The 26,259-nt window shown below is 62.7% G+C and carries 24 protein-coding genes; 13 read left to right on the forward strand and 11 right to left on the reverse strand.

What is annotated here, in order from left to right; genetic code table 11:
* Positions 1-34: 34 nt before the first annotated feature.
* A complete protein-coding gene (locus FRZ40_RS34725; RefSeq protein WP_028368359.1) occupies positions 35-1,420 on the forward strand; it encodes an MFS transporter in 1,386 nt (461 codons plus the stop codon).
* Between the two features lie 6 nt (positions 1,421-1,426).
* On the opposite strand, the gene FRZ40_RS34730 is transcribed toward FRZ40_RS34725, so the two are convergent.
* Both FRZ40_RS34730 and FRZ40_RS34735 read right to left on the reverse strand, forming a co-directional pair.
* Positions 1,427-2,341 carry a LysR family transcriptional regulator gene (locus FRZ40_RS34730; RefSeq protein ID WP_028368358.1) on the reverse strand — a complete coding sequence of 305 codons (915 nt, stop codon included), beginning with the start codon at positions 2,339-2,341 and terminating at the stop codon, positions 1,427-1,429.
* 87 nt (positions 2,342-2,428) lie between these two features.
* Positions 2,429-3,307 (reverse strand): M91 family zinc metallopeptidase, encoded by an 879-nt coding sequence (locus tag FRZ40_RS34735; protein ID WP_158647063.1) that lies wholly within the window; start codon positions 3,305-3,307, stop codon positions 2,429-2,431.
* A 623-nt stretch (positions 3,308-3,930) separates the two neighbouring features.
* On the opposite strand from FRZ40_RS34735, the gene FRZ40_RS34740 reads away from it, so the two are divergent.
* The 4 genes from FRZ40_RS34740 (at position 3,931) to FRZ40_RS34755 (ending at position 7,118) form a co-directional block, all read left to right on the forward strand.
* Positions 3,931-4,116 carry a hypothetical protein gene (locus FRZ40_RS34740; protein WP_028368356.1) on the forward strand — a complete coding sequence of 62 codons (186 nt, stop codon included), beginning with the start codon at positions 3,931-3,933 and terminating at the stop codon, positions 4,114-4,116.
* A gap of 283 nt (positions 4,117-4,399) precedes the next feature.
* Positions 4,400-5,455 carry a taurine ABC transporter substrate-binding protein gene (tauA, locus tag FRZ40_RS34745; protein WP_147237212.1) on the forward strand — a complete coding sequence of 352 codons (1,056 nt, stop codon included), beginning with the start codon at positions 4,400-4,402 and terminating at the stop codon, positions 5,453-5,455.
* Positions 5,452-6,231: a taurine ABC transporter ATP-binding protein gene (locus FRZ40_RS34750; RefSeq protein ID WP_147237213.1), complete on the forward strand. Its 780-nt coding sequence runs from the start codon at positions 5,452-5,454 to the stop codon at positions 6,229-6,231. The genes tauA and FRZ40_RS34750 overlap by 4 nt, the downstream gene beginning before the upstream one ends.
* Positions 6,231-7,118, forward strand: a complete 888-nt coding sequence (locus FRZ40_RS34755; RefSeq protein ID WP_147237214.1) for an ABC transporter permease subunit — start codon at positions 6,231-6,233, stop codon at positions 7,116-7,118. Before FRZ40_RS34750 ends, FRZ40_RS34755 begins: the two co-directional genes overlap by 1 nt.
* 426 nt (positions 7,119-7,544) lie before the next feature.
* Here FRZ40_RS34755 and FRZ40_RS34760 read toward each other — a convergent pair whose 3' ends face one another.
* Together FRZ40_RS34760 and FRZ40_RS34765 are read right to left on the reverse strand one after the other, a co-directional pair.
* On the reverse strand, positions 7,545-8,042 hold the full coding sequence (locus FRZ40_RS34760; RefSeq protein ID WP_240057427.1) for a carbonic anhydrase: 498 nt from the start codon (positions 8,040-8,042) through the stop codon (positions 7,545-7,547).
* 95 nt (positions 8,043-8,137) lie between these two features.
* Positions 8,138-8,353, reverse strand: coding sequence for a hypothetical protein (locus FRZ40_RS34765; RefSeq protein WP_147237215.1), 216 nt, complete (start codon positions 8,351-8,353; stop codon positions 8,138-8,140).
* A gap of 150 nt (positions 8,354-8,503) precedes the next feature.
* Here FRZ40_RS34765 and FRZ40_RS34770 point away from each other — a divergent pair, with 150 nt between their 5' ends.
* Complete coding sequence (locus tag FRZ40_RS34770) at positions 8,504-9,499, forward strand: GlxA family transcriptional regulator (protein ID WP_147237216.1); 996 nt, start codon at positions 8,504-8,506, stop codon at positions 9,497-9,499.
* Positions 9,500-9,626: 127 nt separating this feature from the next.
* Positions 9,627-10,268, forward strand: coding sequence for an HD domain-containing protein (locus FRZ40_RS34775; protein ID WP_147237217.1), 642 nt, complete (start codon positions 9,627-9,629; stop codon positions 10,266-10,268).
* 147 nt (positions 10,269-10,415) lie between these two features.
* Here the strand turns inward: FRZ40_RS34775 and FRZ40_RS34780 are convergent, their stop codons facing one another.
* On the reverse strand, positions 10,416-11,339 hold the full coding sequence (locus FRZ40_RS34780; RefSeq protein WP_028368349.1) for a DMT family transporter: 924 nt from the start codon (positions 11,337-11,339) through the stop codon (positions 10,416-10,418).
* Positions 11,340-11,779: 440 nt separating this feature from the next.
* Here FRZ40_RS34780 and FRZ40_RS34785 point away from each other — a divergent pair, with 440 nt between their 5' ends.
* Together FRZ40_RS34785 and dctA are read left to right on the forward strand one after the other, a co-directional pair.
* The gene (locus FRZ40_RS34785; RefSeq protein WP_147237218.1) at positions 11,780-12,748 is read left to right on the forward strand and encodes a LysR family transcriptional regulator; all 969 of its coding nucleotides are present in this window, start codon (positions 11,780-11,782) and stop codon (positions 12,746-12,748) included.
* Complete coding sequence (dctA, locus tag FRZ40_RS34790) at positions 12,745-14,052, forward strand: C4-dicarboxylate transporter DctA (RefSeq protein WP_147237219.1); 1,308 nt, start codon at positions 12,745-12,747, stop codon at positions 14,050-14,052. Before FRZ40_RS34785 ends, dctA begins: the two co-directional genes overlap by 4 nt.
* 40 nt (positions 14,053-14,092) lie before the next feature.
* Here dctA and FRZ40_RS34795 read toward each other — a convergent pair whose 3' ends face one another.
* From FRZ40_RS34795 to FRZ40_RS34815, 5 genes are all read right to left on the reverse strand, one after another.
* Positions 14,093-14,875 (reverse strand): substrate-binding domain-containing protein, encoded by a 783-nt coding sequence (locus FRZ40_RS34795; protein WP_147237220.1) that lies wholly within the window; start codon positions 14,873-14,875, stop codon positions 14,093-14,095.
* 40 nt (positions 14,876-14,915) lie between these two features.
* Entirely contained in the window at positions 14,916-16,412 is a 1,497-nt protein-coding gene (gene tcuC / locus FRZ40_RS34800) for an MFS transporter (RefSeq protein ID WP_240057428.1), read from the reverse strand.
* Complete coding sequence (locus FRZ40_RS34805; RefSeq protein ID WP_147237221.1) at positions 16,409-19,108, reverse strand: CoA-binding protein; 2,700 nt, start codon at positions 19,106-19,108, stop codon at positions 16,409-16,411. The genes tcuC and FRZ40_RS34805 overlap by 4 nt, the downstream gene beginning before the upstream one ends.
* A 10-nt stretch (positions 19,109-19,118) precedes the next feature.
* Positions 19,119-20,423 (reverse strand): ATP citrate lyase citrate-binding domain-containing protein, encoded by a 1,305-nt coding sequence (locus FRZ40_RS34810; protein WP_147237222.1) that lies wholly within the window; start codon positions 20,421-20,423, stop codon positions 19,119-19,121.
* 544 nt (positions 20,424-20,967) lie between these two features.
* On the reverse strand, positions 20,968-21,774 hold the full coding sequence (locus FRZ40_RS34815; protein WP_147237223.1) for an IclR family transcriptional regulator: 807 nt from the start codon (positions 21,772-21,774) through the stop codon (positions 20,968-20,970).
* Positions 21,775-21,938: 164 nt separating this feature from the next.
* On the opposite strand from FRZ40_RS34815, the gene FRZ40_RS34820 reads away from it, so the two are divergent.
* The 4 genes from FRZ40_RS34820 to FRZ40_RS34835 all read left to right on the forward strand — a co-directional run bounded on the left by FRZ40_RS34820 (position 21,939) and on the right by FRZ40_RS34835 (position 25,501).
* Positions 21,939-22,709, forward strand: a complete 771-nt coding sequence (locus tag FRZ40_RS34820; RefSeq protein WP_028368336.1) for an ABC transporter substrate-binding protein — start codon at positions 21,939-21,941, stop codon at positions 22,707-22,709.
* 82 nt (positions 22,710-22,791) lie between these two features.
* Positions 22,792-23,448, forward strand: a complete 657-nt coding sequence (locus FRZ40_RS34825; RefSeq protein WP_147237224.1) for an amino acid ABC transporter permease — start codon at positions 22,792-22,794, stop codon at positions 23,446-23,448.
* Entirely contained in the window at positions 23,445-24,203 is a 759-nt protein-coding gene (locus tag FRZ40_RS34830; RefSeq protein WP_147237225.1) for an amino acid ABC transporter ATP-binding protein, read from the forward strand. The genes FRZ40_RS34825 and FRZ40_RS34830 overlap by 4 nt, the downstream gene beginning before the upstream one ends.
* Positions 24,204-24,205: 2 nt before the next feature.
* A complete protein-coding gene (locus FRZ40_RS34835) occupies positions 24,206-25,501 on the forward strand; it encodes an NAD(P)/FAD-dependent oxidoreductase (RefSeq protein ID WP_147237226.1) in 1,296 nt (431 codons plus the stop codon).
* A gap of 378 nt (positions 25,502-25,879) precedes the next feature.
* Here FRZ40_RS34835 and FRZ40_RS34840 read toward each other — a convergent pair whose 3' ends face one another.
* On the reverse strand, positions 25,880-26,143 hold the full coding sequence (locus FRZ40_RS34840) for a hypothetical protein (RefSeq protein ID WP_147237227.1): 264 nt from the start codon (positions 26,141-26,143) through the stop codon (positions 25,880-25,882).
* Between the last annotated feature and the right edge of the window lie 116 nt (positions 26,144-26,259).

Below are 26,259 nucleotides of genomic sequence, written 5' to 3' on the forward strand. Positions count from 1 at the left end.
GAAACGGTCCGGTGACCATTCAAGGAGATGAATGATGTCCGTAGCAGCGCAAAATGGCGCCGCCGTGCCGGCTATCGACCAGCGGCAGGTGATGGGCGCAGTGTTCGCCTCGTGTCTGGGCTGGGCACTCGATCTGTTCGACCTGTTCGTGCTGTTGTACGTGGCGCCCGTCGTGGGGCGCCTGTTCTTCCCATCCGAGCACGCGATGCTGTCGCTTGCCGCCGTCTACGCGTCGTTTGCGGTGACGCTGCTGATGCGTCCGCTGGGCTCCGCGCTGTTCGGCTCCTACGCCGACCGCCACGGACGCAAGGGCGCGATGATCATCGCCGTGGTCGGCGTCGGCGTGTCGACGGCGTTGTTCGGCGCGCTGCCGACGGTTCATCAGATCGGTCTGGCCGCGCCCGTCGTCTTTCTGCTGCTGAGGCTCGTCCAGGGTGTGTTCGTCGGCGGCGTGGTGGCGTCGACCCATACGATCGGCACGGAATCCGTCGCGCCGAAGTATCGCGGCGCCGTGTCGGGGCTGATCGGCGGCGGCGGTGCGGGGATGGGCGCGTTGCTCGCTTCGCTGACGTTCCTGCTGATGTCGTCGCTGTTTCCGGGCCACCAGTTCGAGGTGTGGGGTTGGCGCTGCATGTTCTTCACGGGGATCATCAGTTCGGTGCTTGGTCTTTTCGTGTTCAACAGTCTCGAAGAGTCGCCGCTGTGGCGCAAGCTGGCGGCGGAGAAGGCCGCGAAGGCCGCCGCGCAGCATCGCAACGCGCCCGTCGAAATCGTGCGTTCGCCGCTGCGCACGCTGTTCTCGCGCGATTTCCGTTCGATCCTGTTCGTCAATCTGCTGCTGACGATCGGCGGCGGCAGCGGCTACTACCTCACGTCGGGCTATCTGCCGACCTTCCTCAAAGTGGTCAGCCACACGCCGAACGGCGCGGCTGCCGCGATCCTGATGCTGTGCAGTATCGCGGTGGTGCTTGCTTCCGTGGCGGCGGGGCATCTGAGCACGTTCATCGGCCGCAAGAGCGCGTTCGTGTGGATCGGGCTGATTCGACTCGTTGCGCTGCCCGGCCTCTATCTGTTGCTGCCCACAGCTAACGACATCGTCACGCTCGGCGTGTATGCCGTCATTCTGAGCGCGCTCGGCAGCGCCGGTTATGCGCCGATCCTGATCTTCCTCAACGAGCGCTTCCCGACGGCGATCCGTGCGACAGGCACGGGGCTGTCATGGAACATCGGGTTTGCGATCGGCGGCATGATGCCGACCGTCGTTTCTCTCGTGGCGAAGGAGACGAGCGAACTGCCGCTGATGCTTGCGATCTTCGTCGGGGCGATCAGCGTGATCTTTCTGATCGGCGCATTCATCGTGCCGGAGACGCGCGGCAGGCTCGATCAGGTGTCAGTGCCGCAACGCGAGGTGACGGGTTGAAGCACGTCACGATTCGTCCGCCGCGCTCTTCGTGACGCGGCGGATTTCGTCGGCGATGATGTCGATCAGCGCTTGCGCGGCAGCTCCGATGGGCCGCTTCGGATGCGAGACCTGAACGATATGCCGCAGGATGGGCGGCGTGCCGATTCTATGCGCGCGCAAAGTGCCTTCATCCACTTTGCGCTGCACGACGACGCGCGGCAGTATCGTCGCGACGGCGCTTTGTTCGACGAACTGCACGATGGTGCTCAACAGATCGATTTCGAACGTCGGCTTGATGACGATATTCGCGGCCATCAGCGCTGCATCGAGCGCGCCGCGCAAACCGTTGCGGCGCGTCGGCAGCACGAGTTCGACGGCGGGCGGATTCGACAGATCGATGCGCTCGGGCAACTCGACGCGGCACGCAAGTCCCGTCACGTACACCATCTCTTCGACGAGCAGCGGTTGCATGTCGAGTGCGAGCCGTCCGCGCGGCTTGTTGATGATGGCGGCATCGAGCCGTCCCGCTTCGACGCCGTCGATCAGTTGCGCGCTGAAGCCGTCCGCGACGGACACCTCGACTTGAGGAAACAGCGCGTTGAACTTCGCCAGCGATTCGGCCAGCACGCTTTCCGTTTCCGACGACACCATGCCGAGCGACACGCGGCCCGTGACAATCACGTCCTGCCGGCTCAACTGCACGCGCGCGTGCTCGATGTCGCGCATGATCGGCGTGTAGAGGCGATACATCAGACGCGCGGCATCCGTCGGCGTCATGCCGTGCGGCCCGCGCTCGAACAGCGTCTGACCCAGCTCCGCTTCGAGCTTCGAAATCTGCATGCTGAGCGCGGGCTGGACGATGTTCAGCCGTTTGGCCGCGCGGGTGACGGAGCCGTCCTCGAACAGGGCGATGAAATACTGGATTTGCTTGAGGTCCATGCCGCGCGGCTTCAGCCGAAGTGACCGGAAAGCTGTAAGTTTAACGCTGCGGCCCCCGGGCGACGGGCACAAAGGCCGCCGCATTCGCTATTCATCGAGGCCGGAATACTCTTGCCGCGGCGCCAGGCCGTGTTCCTTGCGAATAGTGTTTTCAGTCAACGGGTATGCAGCGCTATCAGCATATTTTCCTAAACCCACGACTTTGTTTTCGTCTTCGACTTTTGGATTGACAGGGCGAGACGTTTTTTTCTGGGCAATCTCGCCCGGCCCTTGCGCTCCCATACCGTCCGTCGAACCGGAGGGTTTCGAAATCAGACTGGATTCGCCTTTCAGATTGTTGTGCGCGTGGATCATTTCATGAGCGAGCCCGATGAATGGTGGCCGCGTGCCGTCCGGCGTAACGGTTTGCTGCGGGTTCCATTTGATGGACGACGCAGCGCCTTCGCCCGGTGTCGACGCTTTTTCGTCGCTGGCCGATCTGGTGACGTTACCGTCCGCATAAGTCCGCGGCCTGCCGAACAGCGTCTGCCGCTTCCCGGAGGCCTGGGGCATGATTGCCACTTTGTACCCGAACTGGTCGTTACCCTGGTGATTTTCGATCTCTTGCAGCAACTGCTTGCCCGCCGGTTTGCTTGCGATCTCATCCAGCGCCGCATTGACCTGCCTGGGAAACGCCTTTGAATCGCCGGGACGCGTTCTGATCACAACGCCGTTCCATTTTGTCGTCGTCGTCACCATCTCGCCCGTCGGCGGGATAACTGGACGGCTTGTCTTTTCCTTCATCGTCTTCGAGAACGATGACAAGGCACTCAATTTCCCGGCAGGAAGCCTGGCTTTGGCCGGGCTGGCCGGATTGGCGGCCGGACTGGTGGCCGGATTGGTGGCCTGTCCGGCAGACGATGTGGACGGCGCCGATATCGCGTGATCGCTTGGCGTACTCCCGCTTCGGCGAATTTGACTGGACATCGCAACTCTCCTGTGTGCAGCCAGCATGGCTACGTGGATCACCTGACTGTTGTGTGACAGTGAAGCGTCAAAGTATGCGCAACGAGGTGGGGCACGATTGCGAGCACGCGAAGTGATGGACGTCGCCGCGTAGCAATGTTTGACGGGATAACCCGGGACGCAAATCAGGTAGGGCTGAGGGCGCGCGATGGCATCCATCCAGAGCTGACTCTCATGCCGGCGTCATCGTCATTCTGGAACGGAAGCATCGGGAATCGCGCGCCGCAGGTGTTGCGCGCGCTTATAAACTGCCTGCGTTTCGCCGGAGCGCCTTGGACTGCGTGACGGGCGAGTGCGCTGAACGCTCGATTGGTGAGAACGCCTGTGATTGGCACGCATGTGTCGCAGTCTGACCCACAGCGCCAGAGGAAGAGTTGGCTGCGGCCCACCGGCCGCAGCGCGCACATCTGTCTGCCAGTTCGCGCTCACCCCAGCCGGATCCAGTATTTTCAACTGGTTGTGTGATCGCTTATCGCGGCGCCGCCGTTTGGCATGCACTTTGCCTTGATGCTCATCGAGGAGTGGCGACACCCTCGAAACAAGCGCCGACATTCGTGGCTGACTAATTTCCCTGGAGAATTGAAATGAACACGCTGGTAATCAAAGACCTCCCCGTAGCCGTTGAGATGGACCGTACTGCAATGACCGCCGTCAGCGGCGGCAGGTTGCCGCAGCAGATCGTGAACATCATCCAGGCCGTGTCCGACTATGCAAATGACTCTCCAGTCCAGCACAGCTTTACTGGCAGTGGGGCTTCTGTGACGTACTAACAGAAACACGGTGATTGCATTGCTCAAGGCACCACCAGCGAGGGGTGCCTCTTTGGATTCGTCTCCAATCACGTTATCTGCGCTGCCCCGATACGGGCAGCCGATATCAGCCGCATGTCGCGACAGTCCCGTTGCTGCCGCTGCCGAACATGCTGCTGTCGCATAGAAAGCAAAGGCGCAGCGGCGTGATTAGCTATGCAGGAATCGTTGGAACCGGGTGTGTGGAAAGTGCCTATAGTCGGAAGCCCAACGGGTATTTCGAACCATCTCGCATACACACAACATGAACCACACTCCTGCTTCTGCTCCCGTTCGACGCGGTTTGCGCGCTGTCGTACTCGTCGCGGCGTCGGCCGTTGCTGTTGCGCTCGCTTCGTTCGCTCCACTCACGCATGCGGATACGCGCGAAGTCGTCATCGGCTATCAGGACATGGTCGTGCCGTGGCGCTATGCGCAAGCCACGGGCGCCGTCGAAAAGGCTACCGGCTACAAGGTCACGTATCGCAAGCTCGGCAGCGGCGCGGATGTCATTCGTGCGCTCGCATCCGGCTCGATTCAACTCGGCGAAGCGGGCTCCAGTCCCATTGCGGCAGGATTGTCGCAAGGGGTGGACCTGTCGCTGTTCTGGATACTCGACAACATCAACGACGCCGAGGCGCTCGTTGCGCGCGACGGTTCAGGCGTCACGAAACTGACGGACCTGAAGGGCAAGACAATTGGCCTGCCTTTCGTGTCGACGTCGCACTTCCATACGCTGGTCGCGTTGCAGCAGGCGGGTGTCGATCCGTCGACGGTGAAGATTCTCAACCTGCGTCCGCCTGAAGTGGCGGCCGCCTGGCAACGCGGCAACATCGACGCGACGTATATCTGGGACCCCGTGCTCGCGAAGGTTAAACAGAACGGCAAGGTGCTGATTACGTCGGGTGAGGTGGCGAAGGAGTCGGGTAAGGCTACCTTCGACGGTTTCGTGGCATCACGCAAGTTCGAGCAGGACAACAGCGGATTCATGACGGGGCTCGTGAAGGTGCTCGCTGCCACCGACGCGCAATATCGCGATCACAAAACGGCGTGGACGGCGGACTCGAAGGAAGTCCAGGCCGTCGCGCAGGCGTCGGGCGCAGCTGCCGCGGACGTGCCCGCCAGTCTTGCACTGTATGCATTCCCGACGGCAGCCGAACAGGCATCGCCGACATGGCTGGGCGGCGGCAAGCAGTCGGGCGCGGCGAAGTCGCTTGCGGCGACAGCGGCTTTCCTCAAGACGCAGGGCACCATCCAGAACGTATTGCCCGATTACTCGACGGGCGTCAATCCGCGCTACGCGCAACAGGCCGCGCGATGAGTACGCTGGAAATCAGCGGACTCGGCGTGACCTACGATGGCGCATCGACGCCCGCGCTGGCAGGCGTCGATCTGCAGATCGGCAGCGGCGAGTTCGTGGTCGCGCTCGGCGCGTCGGGTTGCGGCAAGACGACCTTGCTGAACTGCATCGCAGGTTTTGTCGAACCGACGGCCGGCGAGGTGCGCCTGAACGGCGCACCTGTCGTCGGCCCGGGGGCCGGGCGCGGCGTCGTGTTCCAGAAGTATGCGCTGATGCCGTGGCTCAACGTGCTGGACAACGTGGCGCTCGGTCTGCGCTTTCGCGGTGTCGGGCGCACGGAGCGGCGCGAGATCGCGCGGGAGATGCTGGCTCTCGTCGGACTCGAGCGGCACGCCGACGCCAAAGTCTACGCGCTGTCTGGCGGCATGCAGCAGCGCGTCGGCATTGCGCGAGCGCTCGCCAGCGATCCGCAGGTTCTGCTGATGGATGAGCCGATGGGTGCACTGGACGCGCTCACGCGCGAGACCGTGCAGGAAATCGTGCTCGACGTCTGGTCGCGCACGAAGAAGACGGTGTTCTTCATCACGCACAGCGTCGAAGAGGCGTTGTTTCTTGCTACGCGCCTCGTGTTGATGACGCCCGGTCCTGGGCGCATCGCAGAAGTTCACGAACTGCCTTTTGCACGCGAGTATTTGACGACGCGCGATGCGCGCGCCGTCAAGTCTTCGTCTGCGTTCATCGAGTGGCGGGAACGTCTGACGCGCCGTCTGCATGACACGTTGCAGGAGGCTGCGTGATGAATTCGATCGATTCGTCGAGCGACGCGCTCGTGCGCGGGGACAGCCGACGCGCGGCGCAGGCCGATGTGCGTACTCCGCGTCTGCACGGCAATCGTCGCTATCGGGGCATGCCAGGCGAAGGACCGACGGCTGCGCTGAGCAGCTTGTGTGTCGTGACGCTCGCACTCCTGTGGTGGGCCGCGTCGCACTTCGCGTGGGTGCCGCCTCTTTTTCTGCCCGCGCCGCAAGCCGTCTGGCATGCATTCGTCGATGCGTGGAAGGGGCGCATCCAGGGCGGCTTGCCGTTGTCCGAGCACCTGATGTGGAGCGCGATCCGGGTGTTCGGCGCGTTCGCGCTCGCCTGCGTGAGCGCGGTGCCGATCGGCATCCTGATGGGCGTGAGCCGTATCGCTCGTGGTTTGCTCGATCCGCCTCTCGAGTTTTATCGCCCGTTGCCGCCGCTCGCGTATTTGCCGCTCGTCGTGATCTGGTTCGGCATCGACGAAACGGCAAAGCTGGTCGTGATCTGGCTCGCCTGTTTCGCGCCGATTGCGATGGCGGCGCGCGCGGGCGTGCGCAGTGCATCCGTCGAGCAGGTCAACGCGGCGTGGTCGCTGGGCGCGAACTTCCGTCAGGTCGTATTGCATGTGGTGTTGCCCGCGGCGCTGCCTGAAATTCTGACGGGTTTGCGCATCGCGATCGGCTTTGGCTGGACGACGCTCGTCGCTGCCGAGATGGTGGCCGCGACAGCGGGGCTCGGGCAGATGGTGCTCAACGCGTCGAGCTTCCTGCGCACCGACGTCGTGGTGATGGGCATCGTGCTCATCGGCCTGATCGCATGGCTGTTCGATCTCGGCATGCGGGCGCTCGAACGCAGGCTCGTGCCCTGGAAGGGCAGGCAATAGACACGAAGCGCGGCGCGCGAACGCTTGTGCGCGATACGGCACGATTCGGCCGGCCGCCGAGCAACGCATGGCCCGACGTACGCGCGATCTCGGAGACGCATCTTGTCAGCGCATGAACTTGCATTGATCGACGGAGCACGTTGACCTGTCCACGCAAGCACAATCGCTCGAACTCGCAGGTGTCGCAGACGAACGCAAACGCGACGTACGCGAGCACGGCAACCGCCTGATCGCGTTGCTGGCCGCGTTGGCATGCGCAGCGGCTGGCGGCGGATGTGCCGTCCGAGTTTGACGAGTCCCTGTATGCGTCGAATGTGTGGGGCAGGCAAACATCGAGCGCATGAGCGTGCCGTGTGATGCGGTAACGCGATGATAACGATGAGGGGCGTCGAATGACGCCCCTTGCTTCGTCCCGCAATCGCGGGGCTACGCCGGAACGTCCCGCACCACCTCCGTCAGCTTGCCCGAATTGATCTCATAGAAGAAGCCGTAGAGCTTGACGCTCTTCGGTACAGCCGGGCTGCCGCGAAGCAGTTCGACATCGTGTCTGATCGACTCCTCGAAATGCTCAATGGCGAGGCTGTCGTGGTCGAACATCGTTGAGATGTCGGCGTGGTGGTGATCATGAAACTCGTTGACCAGCGCCTCTGGTGTGAAAGCCGTCGCGCCGCAAAACGAGTGATGCACCACGACGACGTTCTGGACCTTGAAGAGGTAGTCCATCGTCGCCACCGATTGCAGAGCCGAAAGGGCGCGGCCGCCCGCATTCGACACGGCGAACAGCGTCCGCGTGTTGCCGATCCGGTTGCCCGCTTCATCCAGAATGTTTTCACCGGGATAGACCTCGTCCCCGAAATAGTCGGCGACAGCCTGCGGTATCTCGGATGCCCTCGGATCAAAGCAGTGGATCACGATGGTCTTCATCGGTATGAACTGACTGAATCCCTTGAAGGTGGACCGGTCGAACCATGCCGGGTCGAACCAGGGTTGCGTCCTGAACTCGAATTCGCTGTATTGGGTCATTTTTCCTGCTCCGCGTTGTGCTGACTTTCCTGAACCGGGGCAACGCTGTGAGCGCTGCGGCTGCTGTCGAGTATAGGTTTGCCTGACTTCGGCACAAATGACATCGAGCCCTCGATTTCTGCCACCGGCACGCGGTCGCGGCTGTCCAGAGCGCGCACGCCTGCTGCCGGGCCGCGGTCGCACGTTGGCAGAAAAAGAGGGCTGGTTGTCATTGCTGCCGCGCGCCAGATGCTTATACTCTGTCGCCAGGACGCACGCCCGTTGCTGCAGGCGGTCGTGCCGTCGCGCGGGCGGCAGTAGCGAAAGTCCGCCGACCGGAACCGCAATCGGGCCAACTCGCTGCACCTCGAGTAGTCAGGCAAATGTCTAGAACCTACGATCCGGACGGACAGTCACCCCGCAAGGTAGTCATCCTTGCGTACGACGGCGCCAAGCTGATGGACATATCGGGTCCGCTGCAGGCTTTCAACGACGCCGCCTTTGCCGATGGGCGTCCCGCTTATCAGGTTGTGCTGGTCTCCGAGGCGGGCGGAGCAGTCTCCACCGACACAGGCGTCAAGCTGGAAACCGTCCGTCTCGATGATGCGGTGATCGACTCCGTCGACACGCTGCTCGTGGCCGGCGGCGACCTGATCATGCCTGCCGCCGCGACGGCGTCGTTGCGGGCGAAGCTCGCAGACTATCTCGACCGACCGCGCCGGCTCGGCTCCGTGTGCACGGGCGCTTTCGTGCTCGCCCAGCTCGGCGTTCTCGATCACCGCACTGCGACAACACACTGGGCCGCGTGCAACCGGCTCGAGAAGCAGCATCCGACCATCGACATCAAGCCCGATGCGATTTTCGTCACCTCCGGCCATATCTGGACATCGGCCGGCGTCTCCGCTGGGATCGACATGGCGCTGGCGATGATCGAAGACGATCTGGACCATCTGACGGCGCTCAATGTGGCCCGCGGCATGGTTCTTTTTCTCAAGCGGCCGGGCGGTCAATCGCAGTTCAGTGTCGAACTGCGTCAACAGATGCGTGACGCACGCGGCCGGTTCGACGACCTTCATGACTGGATTCGAAACCATCTCGAAGGGGACTTATCCATTCCTGCGCTAGCGGACGCTGCGCGGATGAGCCCGCGCAACTTCGCTCGTGTCTATGTTAGAGAAACGGGGGAAAGCCCCGCACGCGCCGTCGAGAGGCTTCGCATTGAAGCGGCCAGGCGCCTGCTCGAGTCTGCTCACGATCCGATTCAGGTCATTGCGCGCCGGACCGGTTTCGGCGATGACGAACGCATGCGCCGGGCATTCGCGAAGGCCTATGGCGTGTCGCCGCACGACTATCGCCGCCGCTTCGGGCTGAAGTCGTGATGCGCGGCTCGCCACAGAGCGGGTTCGCCGCGCCGGCAAACGGATGTCCGGAAACGAGGGGCGTTTGTCATTGCTGCCAAAGACAGGGTGGACTATTTTTCCCGGATCGCATATTCGAGGAAAATTCATGAAAGCACCTGTCACCATCGGAGGGACGACTGCGCCGGACTCCGAACTCGCGCGTAAAGCGGCCGCTCTCGTCGAACAAGCCCATTCGACGCCATTCGTCAATCATGTCCACCGCACATGGTGGTTCGCAGAGTTCATCGGCAAGAAGCGGCAAATGAAGTACGACCGCGAGCTGGTTTATCTCGCGTCGCTGCTTCACGACCTGGGCCTGTCTGAAGATCACGCCGCGGATAAGCGCTTCGAAGTGGATGGCGCCGACGCTGCGAGCAGGTTCCTGCACGCACACGACTATCCGCAGGGGAAGGTCGACATTGTCTGGGATGCCATTGCTCTGCACGCGTCCTCTGACATCGCGGATCGCAAAGCGCCCGAGGTCGCGCTCGTCCACTTCGGCGCCCATGTCGACGTGTTGGGGCTCAGAATGGACGAGATATCTCCCCAGTTGATCGACGACACGCTCGCGCTCTATCCGCGACTCGGTTTCAAGCAGGCGTTCACGGAGGCGCTCGCCGAAGTTGCGAGGAAAAAGCCGCACACCGCCATCGGAACAGGGCTGGCCGATGTTGGACGTCGCCTTGTACCCGGTCTGGAGATTCCCAACGTTTGCGACCTGCTGCTAGGCGCGCCTTTCGAAAGCTGAGTCCTCGCGCAATGCGTCGATGTGTCGATGCGTCGATGCGTCGATGCGATGGGGCGATGAGGCGTGGAGATGCCGGGGTGAAGTGGCGCCCAGAGATCGGTCGTCATTGGGCTCCAATCCAGTGGCGGGCCTGGGCTGACTGCTATTTCATTCGTCTGCCACGTTTCCGGCAAAAGAGCGTGCATGCATGAGCATCGTGCCGATTCCGCTGACCGCGATTACGGTCATTCCAATGAAGGTCCACATATCCGGGACTTTCCCGAACAAGAGCCAGCTAAAGAACGTGGCGAATGCGAGTTGAGCGTAGCCAAATGGAGTCAGCACGGCGAGGGGAGTTCTGCGCAATGCCTGAAGCATGAGAAGATGCCCCGAAGTGGCAAGCGACGCCATGGCGATAACCAGCAGCCAGCTTCCAGCCGTCACCTCGCGGATGGCCGGAAGGAGGGCGGCCTGGTCGATCCACAACAGCGACGCTAGCGCAATGCTCGCGATGAGGGCCGTGTAGAAATTGGTGGTAACGGGGTCGCCGGCTGTCGACAACTTGCTGGAGACAACCTGGAAGCACGCAAAGGTCGTAGCAGCGCCGATAGGAAATGCCACCGCCCAGCTGAACTCGCCGCTGCCAGGCCTGACGACGATCAGCATCCCGATGAAGCCCAGCATAACCATCGACCACCTGGCCCTGGATACCTCTTCGTCGAGTAACGTGGCCGCAAGCAATGTCGAAATCAGTGGCGCCATCATCGCCAGCGATGTACTTACTGGCAATGGTAGAAAGCGCAATCCGGCAAACGTGCAGGCCGAATTGAGAAGCAGGAGCACAGCGCGCAACACCTGAAGTTTCAGCGTGCCCATATGACGGAAACGACTGATCCCGCCTCTAGCCTGCCATGCGCCGAGAGCGATTGCCTGGAAGATGTAGCGGCCAAGCAGAATTGCAGTCAGGGGGACGGCTGTACCGATGACCTTGACAACCGAATCGCTCGCTGCAAATGTCGCGGTCGTGGCCACCATCAGAGCGACGCCGGCTTCGGCTGTCATCGGGACGTTAGCTAAGCGGGGTACAGCCATATAGTTCTCAGTGCGTCCTTAGCAGGTCGAGTTCGACGCCTGATCATGGCGATGTTCTCAGGCGGCTTCAAACATAATGGAACGCACGGACTTACGCAATACGGCAATCGCAATGTCCACATTGGTAATCGCAATGCGGGTCGCACGATGAGTGCTGCCGGCTGACGGGCCGGAAGTCGATCGTCGTTCGAATCTTCCTGGCATTCAGCAGTGGCTATTTATGCGGGCCCCACTGCATGGCCAGATGCGCGACGTTTCAACAGGCTACCTTGTGCTACCCATCGTGATGGTCATCGTCGGCTGGCTAGTTGCTGCCCGGGTTGGGATTGCGTTCGGCGTTGAGCTTTGCGCTCTGCCTGAAAGCGAGCCGGCTGCTGCCGATGGGTGCTCTCGGCTGAATCATGCAAAATACTCGTCATTTAAGATGCGGAGGCTGGCCCGTGGGCATTAACTTCGACCTGAATGACTTGCAGGCATTTCGCGCGGTGGTGGAACTGGGAAGCTTCCGAAAGGCCGCCGAAGCGGTCAGCATCTCCCAACCGGCCTTGAGTCGTCGAATCGAGAAGCTCGAAGAAGCGCTCGGCGTGCGTCTCTTCGAGCGCACCACGCGCAGCGTCACGCTCACTACCGTCGGCCGCGTGTTCGCCCCAAGCGCAGAGCAACTGCTTGATGATCTTGACGTCGCGCTGCTCGGCATCCGCGACGTTTCGTCGAGCCGTCTGGGTCATGTAACTATCGCGTGCGTCCCTTCCGTGGCGTATTACTTTCTGCCGAACGTTATCGCGAGCTATCATCGCCGTTTTCCGCGCATCAGGGTCAAGCTGCTGGATTCGAGCGCGAACGAGGTGCTTGGCGCAGTCATCAGCGGCGAGGCTGATTTCGGCGTGAGCTTCATGGGCAGTCAGGAGTCCGAGATCGAGTTCAAAGTCTTGCTGCAGGAGCGGTTTGTCGCGGCCTGCCGCCGCGACCATCCTCTCGCACGCAAGAAGCGTGTGACCTGGAGCGAGCTGTACGAATACGAGTACGTCTCGGTCGACAAGACCTCCGGTAACCGCCTGTTGCTCGATCAGGCGCTCTCGGCCGTGGCGCCAGGTGCGCCGAGCGTCTGCGAGACACGGCACGTCACGACCATGCTGGGGTTGGTCGAAGCGGGGCTCGGCGTCGCCGCCGTGCCGTCGATGGCCATGCCCGGACATGACCATCCGATCCTCACGAGCGTCCCGCTCGTTGAACCCGTGGTGAAACGACGCGTGGGAATCGTCAGACGGCGCGGAAGGCCCCTCACGCCGGCCGCACAGGAGTTTCACCGGACGATCATCGAGACGAAGCGCGCCGGTGCCGGAAGCAGCGATGCCGCGGGCAATAAAGTGACGCCGACAGCGAAGACAAAAAGGAAGACGGCATCGTGAGGTTGGCAAGACCGCTTCGTTTGCTCTATGTGCAGGTCCTGCTGGCCATGGTGTCCGGAATGGCGCTCGGCCACTTCTGGCCGCCAGCAGGCGCGCTGCTCAAGCCGCTCAGCGATGCGTTTGTCGGGCTCGTGCGGATGATGATCGCGCCGATCGTCTTTTGCACGATCGTCTCGGGCATCACGTCGCTTGCCAGCGGGAAGGCCATCGGACGTACGATCATCCAGGCGCTCGCGCTTTTCTATTTTCTGACGGCCGTCGCGCTCATGCTCGGACTTGTCATCGCGTTCGCGCTGCGACCTGGCGTCGGCATGCACATCGACGTGCATCATCTGGACTCGAGCATCCTCGCGCAATATGCGAAGCACGCGCAGGCGGGCGGGCTCGTGGCCTTCGGGTTGAGTGTGATCCCGGAGACGATTATCGGCGCTTTCGAGAAGGGCGAAGTGCTGCCGGTGCTGCTGCTCTCGCTGCTCTTTGGCTTCTCGCTCAACTCGTATCCGGGCGCTGGCCGGCCAGTGCTGGCGCTCATTGACGGCGTCGCCCAGACGCTTTTTCGCATTCTTGCGATGATCATGCGACTCGCTCCGCTCGGAGCATTCGGTGCGATGGCGTTCACGGTAGGCCGATTCGGCATCCGCTCGGTCGGCTCGCTCGGCATGCTGATGGTGTCTTTTTACGTGGCATGCCTGCTGTTCGCTGCACTGGTGCTCGCGCCGCTCGCGCGGCTGCACGGTTTCGCGCTTTGGCGACTCTTGCGCTACATGCGCGAGGAATTGCTCATCGTCCTCGCGACATCGTCGACGGAACCAGTACTGCCGCGCCTGATCGTCAAGCTGGAGGCACTCGGTTGTGACAAGGGAGTCGTCGGGCTTGTGTTGCCCGCAGGCTATTCGTTCAATCTGGACGGTACCGCGATCTATCTGACGCTCGCGTCGATGTTCATCGCGCAGGCGTGCGATGTGCCGCTTTCCGCGGCGCAGATCGCGACGATGCTCGCCGTCATGTTGCTGACTTCCAAGGGCGCGGCCGGCGTGTCGGGCAGCGGGCTGGTCGCGCTCGTCGCCACGCTCACGGTGATTCCCGATCTGCCCGTTGCCGGGGTGGCGCTGCTGGTGGGTATCGACCGCTTCATGTCCGAGGCGCGCGCCCTGACGAGCGTCATCAGCAACGCCTGTGCAGTGATCTTCGTTTCGATCTGGCAAGGCGCGTGCGATCGTGCGCGTCTCGCTCAGATGCTCCGGGCGGCCGAGCCAGACCGCCCGGACGTTACGAACGACGCCGCGACAGACACGCCGCGGTGACGGGAAGGCCGGCTGAGACAAGCCGTCCCATGGCACTGTCTCAATGCACGGAGACGGAATCGAGCCCGGTCGATCTCACTTCGGCTTGCACGTCGGGCGATGCGAGATAGTCGAGGAGCGCCTTCGCTTCCTTTGGATGCTGCGCGCCGACGGGGATGCCGGCGGCAAAACGTGTGACGGACTGCAGTGACTCGGGAATCTTGCCAACGAAGGCGGCACCCTGGACGGGCAGCAGTTCGCTCACCTGCTGGAAGCCGATTTCGTAGTCGCCGTTCGCCACCTCCGACGCCACTGGAATCCGCGGGATCATCTTCGCCTTCGACTTGACCTGATCCTCGATGCCGAGCTTTTTGAACAACTCCCGCTCGATATAGACGCCGCTCGCGCTGTCCGAGTAGGCAATCGACTTCGCATGCAACAAGGTCTGCCTGAGGCCCTCGGCCGAGCCGATGTCGGGCTTCGCCACACCTTCGCGCACGACCATGCCGATGCGCGAATCGGCCAGCTCCACCCGCGATCCGGGGATGACCTTGCCTTGCCTGATCAGCTCGTCAAGTGCGTAGCCGACCATGATGATGACGTCCGCAGGCTCGCCGCGTTCGAGCCTGTTGGGGATCGCTTCGGGCGATTTGCCCATCGACGGGCCGAGCGCGGTGTCGAGCGTGTTGCCCGTCTGGGACGCGAACCTGGGGCCGAGCACCTTGTACGCGGCGGTAAAGCCGCCCGAGCTCATGACGTGCAGGTCGGCGGCCTGCACGTTCGCCGCAGCGGCCGAGGTTGCGACGAGCGCTGTCGCGCAAAGTTTCAGAAGGAGGTTTTTCATGATTGTGGTCGTGCGGGGGTTGCGTTGAGTGCGATGCGCGTCAGTGCGCGGGAGTCAGCGTCACTGCGCGGCGGCGATAGAGCGCGAACGTCGCTAAGAGCGCGCACGCTGCGGCGAAACTCATCCAGTAGCCGGGTGCGGCCTTGTCGCCCGTCATATGAATGAGCGCCGTCGAGATCGCGGGCGTGAAGCCTCCGAACACCGCCGTGGCGAGGCTGTAGGCGAGCGAGAAGCCAGCAACGCGTACCTGCACCGGCATCACTTCCGTGAGCGCGACGACCATCGCGCCGTTATAGATGCCGTACATGAACGAGAGCCAGAGGAGGACGAGCAGCATGTTGACGAAGCTCGGCGCGTGAGCAAGCAGCGACAGTGCCGGGTAGGCGGTCGCGATGGCGAGCACGGTCATGCTCACGAGGAGCGGCCGGCGGCCGATCCTGTCGGAAAGCGCTCCGCCGATGGGCAGCCACACGAAGTTCGATACGCCGACACACAGCGTCACGAGCAGACTGTCGGCGGTGCTCAGGTGCAAGACCGTCTTGCCGAAGGTCGGCGCGTAAACCGTGATCAGGTAGAAGCTGGCGGTGGTCATCGCCACCAGCATCATGCCGGCGACAACGATGGCCCAGTTCCGGACCAGGGTGCCGAACACTTCCTTCATGCCCGGACGATGCTGGCGCGCCTTGAACTCCTGCGTTTCCTCCAGATTGCGGCGCAGCATGAAGATGAACGGGACGATCATGCAGCCGACGAAAAACGGTACGCGCCAACCCCACGCGGCGATGGCCGGTGCGCTCAGCGACTGGTTGAGCGCGAAGCCGAGACCCGCAGCGACGACGATTGCCACCTGCTGGCTCGCGGACTGCCAGCTCGTGAAGAAGCCCTTGCGGCCGGGTGTGGCCATTTCGGCGAGATACACCGACACGCCGCCCAGCTCGGCGCCCGCCGAGAAGCCCTGCAGCAGCCGCCCGAGCAGCACGAGCGCGGGCGCCAGAAGTCCAATCGTGGCGTAGCCCGGTACGAACGCGATCAGGATGGTGCCGCTTGCCATGATGGAGAGCGTGACGATGAGACCCTTGCGGCGGCCGACGTCGTCGATGTAGGCGCCAAGCACGATCGCTCCGAGCGGCCGCATCAGAAAGCCGGCGCCGAAGACCGCGAACGTCATCATCAACGAAGCAAACTCGCTCGCGGCGGGGAAGAAGACGTTGGCGATCTGCGTGGCGTAGAAGCCGAACAGGAAAAAGTCGAACTGCTCCAGGAAATTCCCGGCCGTTACGCGGAAAACGGCAGCGGCCTTGGAGCGTCCGGTCGAAAGGCTAGACGAGGGTGCATCGAGGTGTCTCCTGAGATCCAGAAAATGCGCGGCGTTCCGCGCAATTGTGGTTTTGGCAATATTCGCCCGGCGCCGGCAAAACGTTAAGTGCAATTTTCGGAATGATTGATGTTGTTTGATTATCAATCGGCGCCCGTCGGCACCGCCTCGCCGTCGCAAAACGAGAGCGGGTGGCGGCGACAGTCGCCGGCCCGCGGTCATGCCACGAAGTGGCACTGCGAAGCGGCAGTGCGTGTGTCCATATTGCGTCCGCGGTTCAGGTGATCGTCAATTTCCGCGGCGCAGCCGAGCATGCGCGGATAGAGAAAGATCGTGAACGCGGCGGTTTCGAGATCCGCCTCGCTGAACTCTCCGCGCCTGAGCGGCTTCCACAGCATCTTGAGCAGCAGCGCGGCGATCACTGCGTCGACGTTGACGCAATAGACGTTACGCGATACACCGGCGTCGAAAAGCGCCTGCACGAGCGCGCGGTAATAGGCATGGAACACGTTGTATTCGCCGCGGGCTTCGTAGAGGTCGGCGATGAAGATTTCGCGCGGGTCGTGATTCACCGGCTTGTCCTTGAAGACGGGATGATTGACGCCCGGAAGTTTCGCAATGTCGAGGCTGCCCACATGCTTCTGGCGCGCCTTGTACTGCGCGTAGCGCTCGACCGAGCTTCGCGCGAGCGCTTCGAGGTCCACGCCATGGTGCGCATCGGAAGGATCATCGAGGCCGCTGCCGCGGAACGCCTCATTGAGGAACGCGATGCCTTCGTAGCCGTTGCCGCCGTGCGTGTAGCCGGTGTGCGTGAGAAAGCCCGCCAGCGCCTTGTTGAGCTGCACCCGCTCAGGGCTCTCGGGGCCGTCCGCGGATACCGCGCCCTTTGCACCCTGCGCTGAAATGGCGCCGGGTCCGTTTGTCAGCAACAGGCCGACGAGTGTCTTGAAGGCGAACAAATCGTCGGCCGTGGGTTTCAGGTTGAGGAGCGCTGCGAAGGCGATCTCGGTCAGGGTGCGTTCGCCGAGCACGTCCTTGATGTCGAAGCCGCAGAAGCTGTCGGGACTGTGACGCGACGCGTCCGCCGAGGCGCCGATCATCGTGCCGAAGAGCTTCGTCCACCATGGCAGACTTTCCGCTGTCAGGCGGGAGATGCGCTTACGCATGAGCGGGCCCCAGGCGAGGGTCGTCGTGATGGCCGCGAGCACCGCTTCCGAACGCGGATGGCCCGGGCTGCACACTAGCCACCGGATGATTGCCGAACTCACGCCGCGCGCGGCGAGCCCCGCGAGCATTGCTTCCGCCTTCGGGTCAGGCTCATCGCAGAAGAGGGCTGCGGTGCCGGTGCTATCGACGGAATCGGCATCGAAAGTCCTGTCGAACGCGTCCGTGAGCCTGGCTGCCGCGAAACGGTCAATCATGAGCGACGCCGCCTCGCGCGCGGCGCGCTGACGATTTGGCCCGATGATCGACGCCGCAGCCGCGAGCACCGCGTTGGGCGCGTTCCCCGCCTCGCGCGAGGCCTGTGCGGCTGCCAGTTCCGGCGTGCCGTGCAGGTTCACCGCCGCGCCAACCGCCACGTCGATGAGCTTTGCTTCGTTCGCGCCGCCGAATTCGCGCAACAGCGCGAGACAGACATTCGCTTCGAGCGCGTGCGTCGCTGCTTCGAGCATCGACACGCCGTGCAGGCTGCTGACCTGCGTTTTGGCATCCATTTGCGAGGCGCCCGAGGCATCCTTCAACGGCTGGCGCGGCGGGACGGCGCCTACGTGGCTGTTCACCCGCGCCACCTGCTCGTTGTACGGCGCGACCGCTTCAACCACCGGCAGGGCAAGTTCGTCGGGCAGTTCGAGCCCCTGATCCGAGCCGAACCACGGCTTGAGCGCGAGGCTGCCTTCAGGCTCGAAGTCGGGCAGAGTCGCGTTCTCGCGCATCACCGCCGTCAGTGCCGCCGGAATGTGCGCGATGTTAGCTACCACGGCACCCCTGGCGGAGCAGCACGGATTGTCCGGCGTGAAGATCCGCTCCACGCCGAACTTGTCCATGAACCAGCGCTCCTTGGCAAGCGCGTCGTCGGCTCCGCCCGCCATTGCGCCCGCATGGCCCACCGCGCGCGTGAGACGGCTCTTCCAGCGGCCCACCACGCACGCGACTACCGGTTTCGTAAATGTCGCGTCGGCTTCGTAATAGCCGCCCGGCTCGCAGTACAGCACGGCGGCCTTGCTGCGCGCGTCGTTGGCGAGTGCGAATGCAAATTCCGGCGCCGCATAGTGGATGTAGACGTCCTTGCCGCTGGAGACGACGGTGGACGTGCCCCAGCCGCTCATGCGCAGATATTGCGCGATGGTCGTGCTGAATCCGCCCGAGTTGGAAAAGATCGCGATCGAGCCCTGCCGCAAAGTCGCGCCGGGGTCGTCGCCGCCGAGCGCTCCGCCGATACGCACGCGCTGCCACGAATCCGCGACGCCCAGTCCGTTCGCACCAAAGATGTCGATGCCTGCCTGCTGACCCATCGCGCGGATCTCGCGGGCATCGTGCACGGAGATCTTCTCCGTGATGATGAAGATCTTGCGCAGATCGGGGTTCACGCGGATCAGTTCGGCCACGCCATCGCGCGCAGCCAGCGGCGGCAGGTACACGACGCCGCAATTGAACCGGTGCCCGGCTTCGAGGCCTTCGCGCACGTTGTTGTAGACGGGGATGTCGCCGGCGGGGGTCGCGAGCACCTGTCCGCCCTTGCCAGGAGCCGTGCCGAACACGACGTTCGCGCCCGAGAACGCGTGGCTCACCGGCGTCACCTCCGACGACTCGCCACCCAGAATGTTGAGCACGCATACACGGTCTTCGCGCGTGGCGATCTGTGCAAGAGACTGGATGCCTACGAAATACCTGAAATGATTGTTGCCTTGCTTGACCACGTTGATCTCCTTATGCCACGTGCGCTTCTGCTTGCGGGTGCGCCTCGCGCGCGCCGATGCGCGCCGCGACCTGCGCGCGTCCGCCCGATTGCATCCACGCATCGGCCTTGCGTGCGTACTGGATCACTTCGCTTATGTCGGAGTCGAACCCGAAGAGGCGATAGGGCAGGCCGAGCGAATCACAGGTGTCGCGCAGTGCCGACATGCCACGCACGAGATTCGGACCACCGCGTCCGAGGACGACATAAAGAGGCGTCGGACCGTGCTCGCTGAAGTGCTCGCGCAGCGCATCGGCCATCGCGCGCAGTGTTTCGTAGATATCGGTGTTGTTGGACTTGCCGCCAATGATGAACAGTACGTTGGACTGCTTCAGCCAATGCCGGAAACAGATGCGCGCCACTTCCTTCATCTTTTCGTAGGGTGGATTGCCACCGAAATCCGACGAGATGATGGCTGCGTCTCCCAACATCTCCGTGACGAGCGAGTTGGCCCCGCCGCCAAACGTGGGCGCGAGGATCGTTCCCTTGTCGTTGATCACGTAGACATCGCTTTGGCCCTGATGGGTCCGAAGCTGATTGATCTCCTGCTCGAAGTCCGAGTAGTCCGCGGCGAACAGGTGAGCAGGCAGGCCGAGGCGCGAGAAGCGCGGGTCGTCACGATCGAATCCGCACTTGAAGTCGCAGGCCACCGGCATGAGGCGACCCTTCTTGTCCTCGCGCATGCGGATCGGATTCAGTTCGAGCGTCGTCATGCCGAAGTCGTGGAAGAGCTCCCAGAGCTTCGGCAACTGCTGCACGAGGGGAGAAATGATCTCGCGCGGCGCACCGATCTCGCTCAGCGCATTGGCGACGACGAAAGCCTTCAGCCCGGTCAACGCATCGAAGGGCACCATTGCGACGTGCCTGGGATCGACCTCCTCGATGTCCATGCCGCCCATGTGCGAGAGCGTCATGGTGGGAGCGCGAAAGCGGGTGGAATCGGTGATAGAGAAATAGACTTCGTGTTTGGCTGGTACACCGGCTTCGAACGTCACGCCGTTCGCCTTGGCCCTTACATGCCCAACGACATGCTCCGCGAAGTAGAGTCGCTCTTTCTCCGCGAGCGCGGTCTTGAGATCGGTCGCGCGGCCGAGAAGCCCGGCTTTGCCCTTCTTGCCTACGCCGCCCTTGAATACCGGCTTGATGAAGATCTGCTTGTGACGATCAATCAGCGACTTGATCTCCGCTTCGCTGGCCCCGGGGCCCAGCACTTCGCTTGCCGGAAATCCGACAAATTGCAGCAGGCGCGCACCGTGCAGCATTCCAGTGATTTGCATGTGGAAGTCTCCTGAATCTTGTTGCGATATGAACGGAAAGCGGTTTTGCGTGTGATCAGTCCTGCGCGTCGATCGCAGCAGGTGCGAGCGACGCCATTGCCGTCGAGAGCGTGCTTGCGGCAGCAGGAATCAACGGCGACGTGTGTCGTGCGAAAGATGCGTCGGGTGAGCAGCGCCACGAGCGTGACTCGAGCTCGCAGCCGGATGCGCTGATAGGAACAGCGTCACGCCCTCGTGGGCTCTTCTTTTATGCGCCGTTCTTTCGAACCGTTTGCTCGGGCTTCTGATGACAGATGGTTGCGCAAGAAGTCCGATAGTAGAAGTGCGAATTTTGGAAACATTGATGCATGGAAGTTATCAATGCCAAAATCGCGTCCGCACGAAGGATAGTCTCGATCGGACTCTCTCAGGGGTACGCCCGAAAATGCCAAAAAGGGCGTTGGCGGGGCGAGTGAGGTGTGCCGCTCGGCTTTCCCGGGAGTCGGCACTCCCGACAGTCACAGGCATGCCCCATCGCACCGTGTCGTTCGGCGCGTGATGACCGTTACTCCAGGGTCCGTATCGAATTGCTGATCCCTCTCGCGCAGTCGATAACGGCAGGTGCGAGTTTCTGTCGGGCGTCTTCAAACGTCCATCTGCTTGTGGGTGCAACGACATGCACGGCAGCCACGGGACGCCCCTGACTGCCCACTACGGGCGCCGCGATCGACATGTCGCCGATGAACAGCTCCTCACGATTGGTCGCATAGCCTTGCTGACGAGCCTCCGCGAGCCTTTCGCCGAACGCGGCGAGTTCCGTCACGGTGTTCGGCGTGAACGCCACCCGGTTCATCTGTTCGAGGCGCGCGAGCGCCTCGTCGACGGGTAATGCGCTCAGAAACGCGCGCCCGCTGCCCGTGCAATACATGGGAATGCGGCTGCCAATGGGCATATGGATCGGCACGAACTTCGTCGACACGAAACGCGACACGTAGACCATCTCGTCGTCGTCCGGCTCGGTCAGGTTCGTCGTCTCGCCCGTGATGTTCGTCAGTTCCGACAGAAAAGGATTCGCGACATCGATCAGCGTATCGGCGGCGAGATAGTTGAAGCCAATCTGCATCACACGCGGCGTGAGCTGATAGCGGCGCGTCAACGGATGCTTGCGGATATAGCCGAGCTTTTCGAGTGTGTAGACCATCCGCTGCGCCGAACTCTTCGACATCGACGCCGCGTCCGCGACTTCAGCCAGCGTCATCGTGCGGCGCTTCGCGCTGAACGCGCGCAGCACGCTCAAACCCTTTTCCAGCGACTGGTTGAAGAGCAGGTCGGGGCCGTTCTGAGCACCGTCGTCTGCAGGCGAAATGTCCATTGCCGTCTCAACGTTGAACGAGATATCTCATCATAGCGTATCGAATATCGATACGCAAAAATCTCTTTGCGATTTTTTTGATTCGATTATTATGGTTCCGCGGTCACAAAACGAAATCGGCCAGTGCTCGTCGCTGACACGCTGGCCCCTGCCTGGAGATATGCATGGTTACGTTCGCCAAACGCTTCACCCTGTTTGCAGCTGGTCTTGCCGCTTCTTTCGCGATTGCGTCGGGTGCCGCGCATGCCGCCGAACCGACCTACCGGATCGGCGCGACGGCCACGGGCGTGCCGTTCACGTTCCTCGACGTCAAGACGAACTCGATCCAGGGAATGATGGTCGACGCCATCTCCGCCGCCGGCCGCGAGTCCGGCTTCAAGGTCGATGTGCAGCAGAACGTGTTCTCGGCGCTGATTCCGTCGCTGACCACGCAGAAGATCGACATCATTTCGGCCGCAATGCTGAAGACGCCGGCCCGCCAGCAGATCGTCGATTTCTCCGACACCGTCTATTCATACGGCGAAGGCCTCGTCGTGAAGGCGGATGACAAGGGCCATTACACGTCGATGGACGACTTCAAGGGCGAGGTGGTCGGCGCGCAGGTCGGCACCGCGTTCGTCGATGCGCTCAACAAGAAGGGCATCTTCAAGGAAGTGCGCACCTATGATTCCGTCGCGGACATCATGCGCGACGTCGCGCTCGGCCGCATCAAGGCGGGCTTCGCGGATCAGCCGATCGTCGCTTACCAGTTGCAGCAGGGCGCGAATACGCAGGTTCGGCTCGTGCCCGAATATCAGTCGGCCGTGAAGGGGCAGGTGTGCTTCATCGTGCGCAAGGGCGACACCGCGACGCTCGAACAGCTCAACAGCGCGATCAAAAAGATGAAGGCCGACGGCACGCTGCAGCAGATTCTGCAGAAGTGGCACATGAGCTGAACGGCTCGCCGTATCGCGGCGTTCCAACCTGTCCGCGCCACATGAAGGCGCGGGCGATCTGCCAGGCGTATCAGGAGGCGCGATGTTTTTGCAGAACGCGATCGACTTTCTGCCAATCCTGCTGAAAGGCGCGGTCATCACCATCGAGATCACGGCTTGTGCGTTCGTGCTCAGTTCCGTTCTCGGCCTCGTGCTCGCGCTGATGAAGGTGTCGCGCAATCGCGCGCTATCGACGTTCGGCAGCACCGTGATCAATCTGATCCGCGGGCTGCCCATCATCGTCCAGCTGTTTTATATCTACTTCGTCCTGCCCGACATGGGCGTGCAGCTGTCCGCGTTTCAGGCAGGCGTGATCGGCCTCGGCATCGCGTACTCGGCGTATCAGGCGGAGAACTTCCGCGCGGGCATCGAGGCGATCGATCACGGACAGATCGAAGCGGCCCACGCGATCGGCATGCGCGGCCCGCTGATCATGCGGCGCGTGGTGTTGCCGCAGGCGTTCAGGATCGCGCTGCCGCCTTATGGCAATACGCTCGTGATGCTGCTGAAGGACTCGTCGGTGGCATCGACGATCACCGTCGCCGAAATCACGCGCGCCGGGCAACTGATCGCATCGTCGACGTTCCAGAACATGACGGTCTACACACTGGTCGCGCTGCTTTACCTCGTGCTCAGCCTGCCGCTGATGTTCGGCGTCAACCAGTTGGGCAAGCAACTCGCGCTGAGGAAAAGCCGATGATCGAGATCGAAGGAATCCACAAGCGCTTTCACAATCAGGAAGTGCTCAAGGGCGTGAGCCTGAGCGTCAAGGCGGGCGAAGTGGTGTGCCTGATCGGCCCGTCGGGCTCGGGCAAGTCGACGGTGCTGCGCTGTATCAACGGCTTCGAGACCTATGACGCAGGCTCGATCACGATCGACGGCGTGCGTGTCGATGCGAACGCGAAGAACATCCACGAGTTGCGCATGCGCGTGGGCATGGTGTTCCAGCGCTTCAATCTGTTCGCGCATCGGACCGCGCTCGAAAACGTGATGGAAGGCCCCGTGTACGTTCGCCGCACGCCTGTCGCGCAGGCTCGCGAACAGGCGCGGCAACTGCTCGACAAGGTTGGACTGTCGCACCGGATGAATGCGTATCCGTCGGAGCTGTCGGGTGGGCAGCAGCAGCGCGTCGCGATTGCGCGTGCGCTTGCGATGGAGCCTGAAGCCTTGCTGTTCGACGAACCGACATCCGCGCTCGATCCCGAACTGGTCGGCGAAGTGCTCAACGTGATGCGCTCGCTCGCGCGCGACGGCATGACGATGGTCGTCGTCACGCACGAAATGGCCTTTGCGCGCGAGGTGGCCGACCGCGTGTGTTTCCTGCATGGCGGCACGATCTGCGAGACGGGCCCCGCACGCGATGTGCTGACGGAACCTCAGCATCCGCGCACACAGGAATTTCTGCGACGCCTGCTTTCGTCGAGCGACGCTCACGCCACTGCCAACCAGAACTGAACATGATCGAAGTGAAAGAAGGAGCGGCGCTGCCGGACTCGTTGTGGGCAGCGACGGCGCAGCCCGCGCCCGACACGCCGCCGCTGCGCGAATCGGCGTCGTTCGATGTGGCGATTGTCGGCGCGGGTTTTACGGGTTTGTCGACGGCCCTGCATCTGGCCGAGCGCGGTGTGAAGGTGTGCGTGCTCGACGCGGCCGAGCCGGGTTGGGGCGCATCGGGCCGCAACGGCGGACAGGTGATTCCGGGCCTGAAGTACGACCCCGACGAACTCGTACAGCGCTTCGGCGAAACGGCGGGCAATCGTCTCGTCGAGGTGGTCGGCGGCGCGGCGGATAACGTTTTCGATGTGATCAGGAGGTACGGCATCGAATGCTCGGCGGTGCGAAGCGGCTGGATTCAACCGGCGCCGTCGCCCGCGATGCTCGAAACCGTGACGCGGCGCGCGCGTCAATGGGAAGCGCGCGGCGCGAAGATCAGTCTGCTCGATGGCGCGGAAGTGTCGCGGCGTCTCGGCACGAAGAGCTATATCGGCGGATGGGTCGATCATCGCGCGGGAAGTATTCAGCCGCTCAGCTATGCGCGCGGGCTTGCGCGCGCGGCTCAGGCGCGTGGCGTTGCCGTGCATGGGCGAACCGCTGTCACCCGACTCACACGCCGTGAGCGCGGCTGGCGCGTCGAGACGCACGGCGGCGCCGTCGTCGATGCACAGCGGGTCGTGATCGCCACCAACGGTTACACGGGCGCGCTGTGGCCGGGTTTGCGGCAATCGGTGATCGCGGCGAACAGCTTTATCGTTGCGACGCGGCCGCTGCCGCTTGGTATCGGCGACGACATTCTGCGCGGCGGCGAAGTCGCGTCGGATTCGCGGCGTCTGCTGCTGTACTTCCGGCGCGATGCGGCGGGACGTCTGCTGATGGGCGGGCGGGGTCCGTTCTCCGAACCGCGTGCCAACGGCGACTGGGCGCATCTGGAACGCGCGGTCGAACTGATGTATCCGCAACTGAAGGGGATCGGCTATGAGTATCGGTGGGCAGGGCGTGTCGCGATCACCGCGGATTTTCTGCCGCACATTCACGAGCCGGCGCCCGGGCTGAGCATCGCGCTAGGCTATAACGGGCGCGGCATCGCGATGGCCACGACGTTCGGCAAGCACCTGGCCGAGCGCTTGTGCGGCGAATCGTCTGCGGCGTTCCCGTTTGCAGTGACGCCCGTCAGATCGATTCCGTTTCATGGCCTGCAGCGCTTTTACATTACGGCAGGTGTGGCGTGGTACCGCCTGATGGACGCCATCGCATAGCACCGTAGTCCTGTGGATCTCGCACATCCGGCAGAAGCGTTTGTCCGCCGACATCGATCGTGGGCAATTCGCCGGCCTTGAAGGGCATCTGCCGTCCCGCCATGCCCGCGTCTCCATTCCGACCGCCATGACACGATGGACTGCACCGTCGATATCCACAGGTGCGCCAGCGAGGAAGAGTCCCGAAAGCGCGGGCGCTTCCTTGAAGATCTCACCGAGGGTGTGCTGCGACAGGATTGCCAGATAGCGATGGGCCAGCGCCAGTGTCATCTGTGAGTCGATGGCTTCTGTCTGTACAGGTTGGACGTTATGTTCCATGGATGGAAAAGATGGAAAGCGGCGCTACGGTCTAGTCGAACGGAGAAACCGTCTTGCCGCTCATGATGAGACGGGCCAACCGCCGCTCAGCCTTGAGCAGATATCCCGCACGCGCGCTCGCAAGTTGCGAGTCGTGAACCTGAAGAACCACGTCCAGCGTCGCCACGGCCGACGGCTCGAGTTGCCACGTGCTTTTTCATAGGCGCGCGTGATGGCCGTTTCGAGACCCGCCTTCGCCATGCGGTACAGATCGGGCGACACCGGCATGTAGCCCGTTTCGCCGAGGTAGAAAGTCAGGTAGACCGCGCGGTTCGACTCATTCATGAGATGCGAGGCTCCGTCGGTAACGGCACACGCTGCAAACGCCAGATGCCGAGCCCTGACCGCCAGGCATGCTATACCGGGCTCTGGGCATCTTGCGTATTGGGGCCGCGCAGTTA

Origin of the sequence: Paraburkholderia azotifigens (assembly GCF_007995085.1) — a bacterium.
Lineage (GTDB): Bacteria > Pseudomonadota > Gammaproteobacteria > Burkholderiales > Burkholderiaceae > Paraburkholderia > Paraburkholderia azotifigens.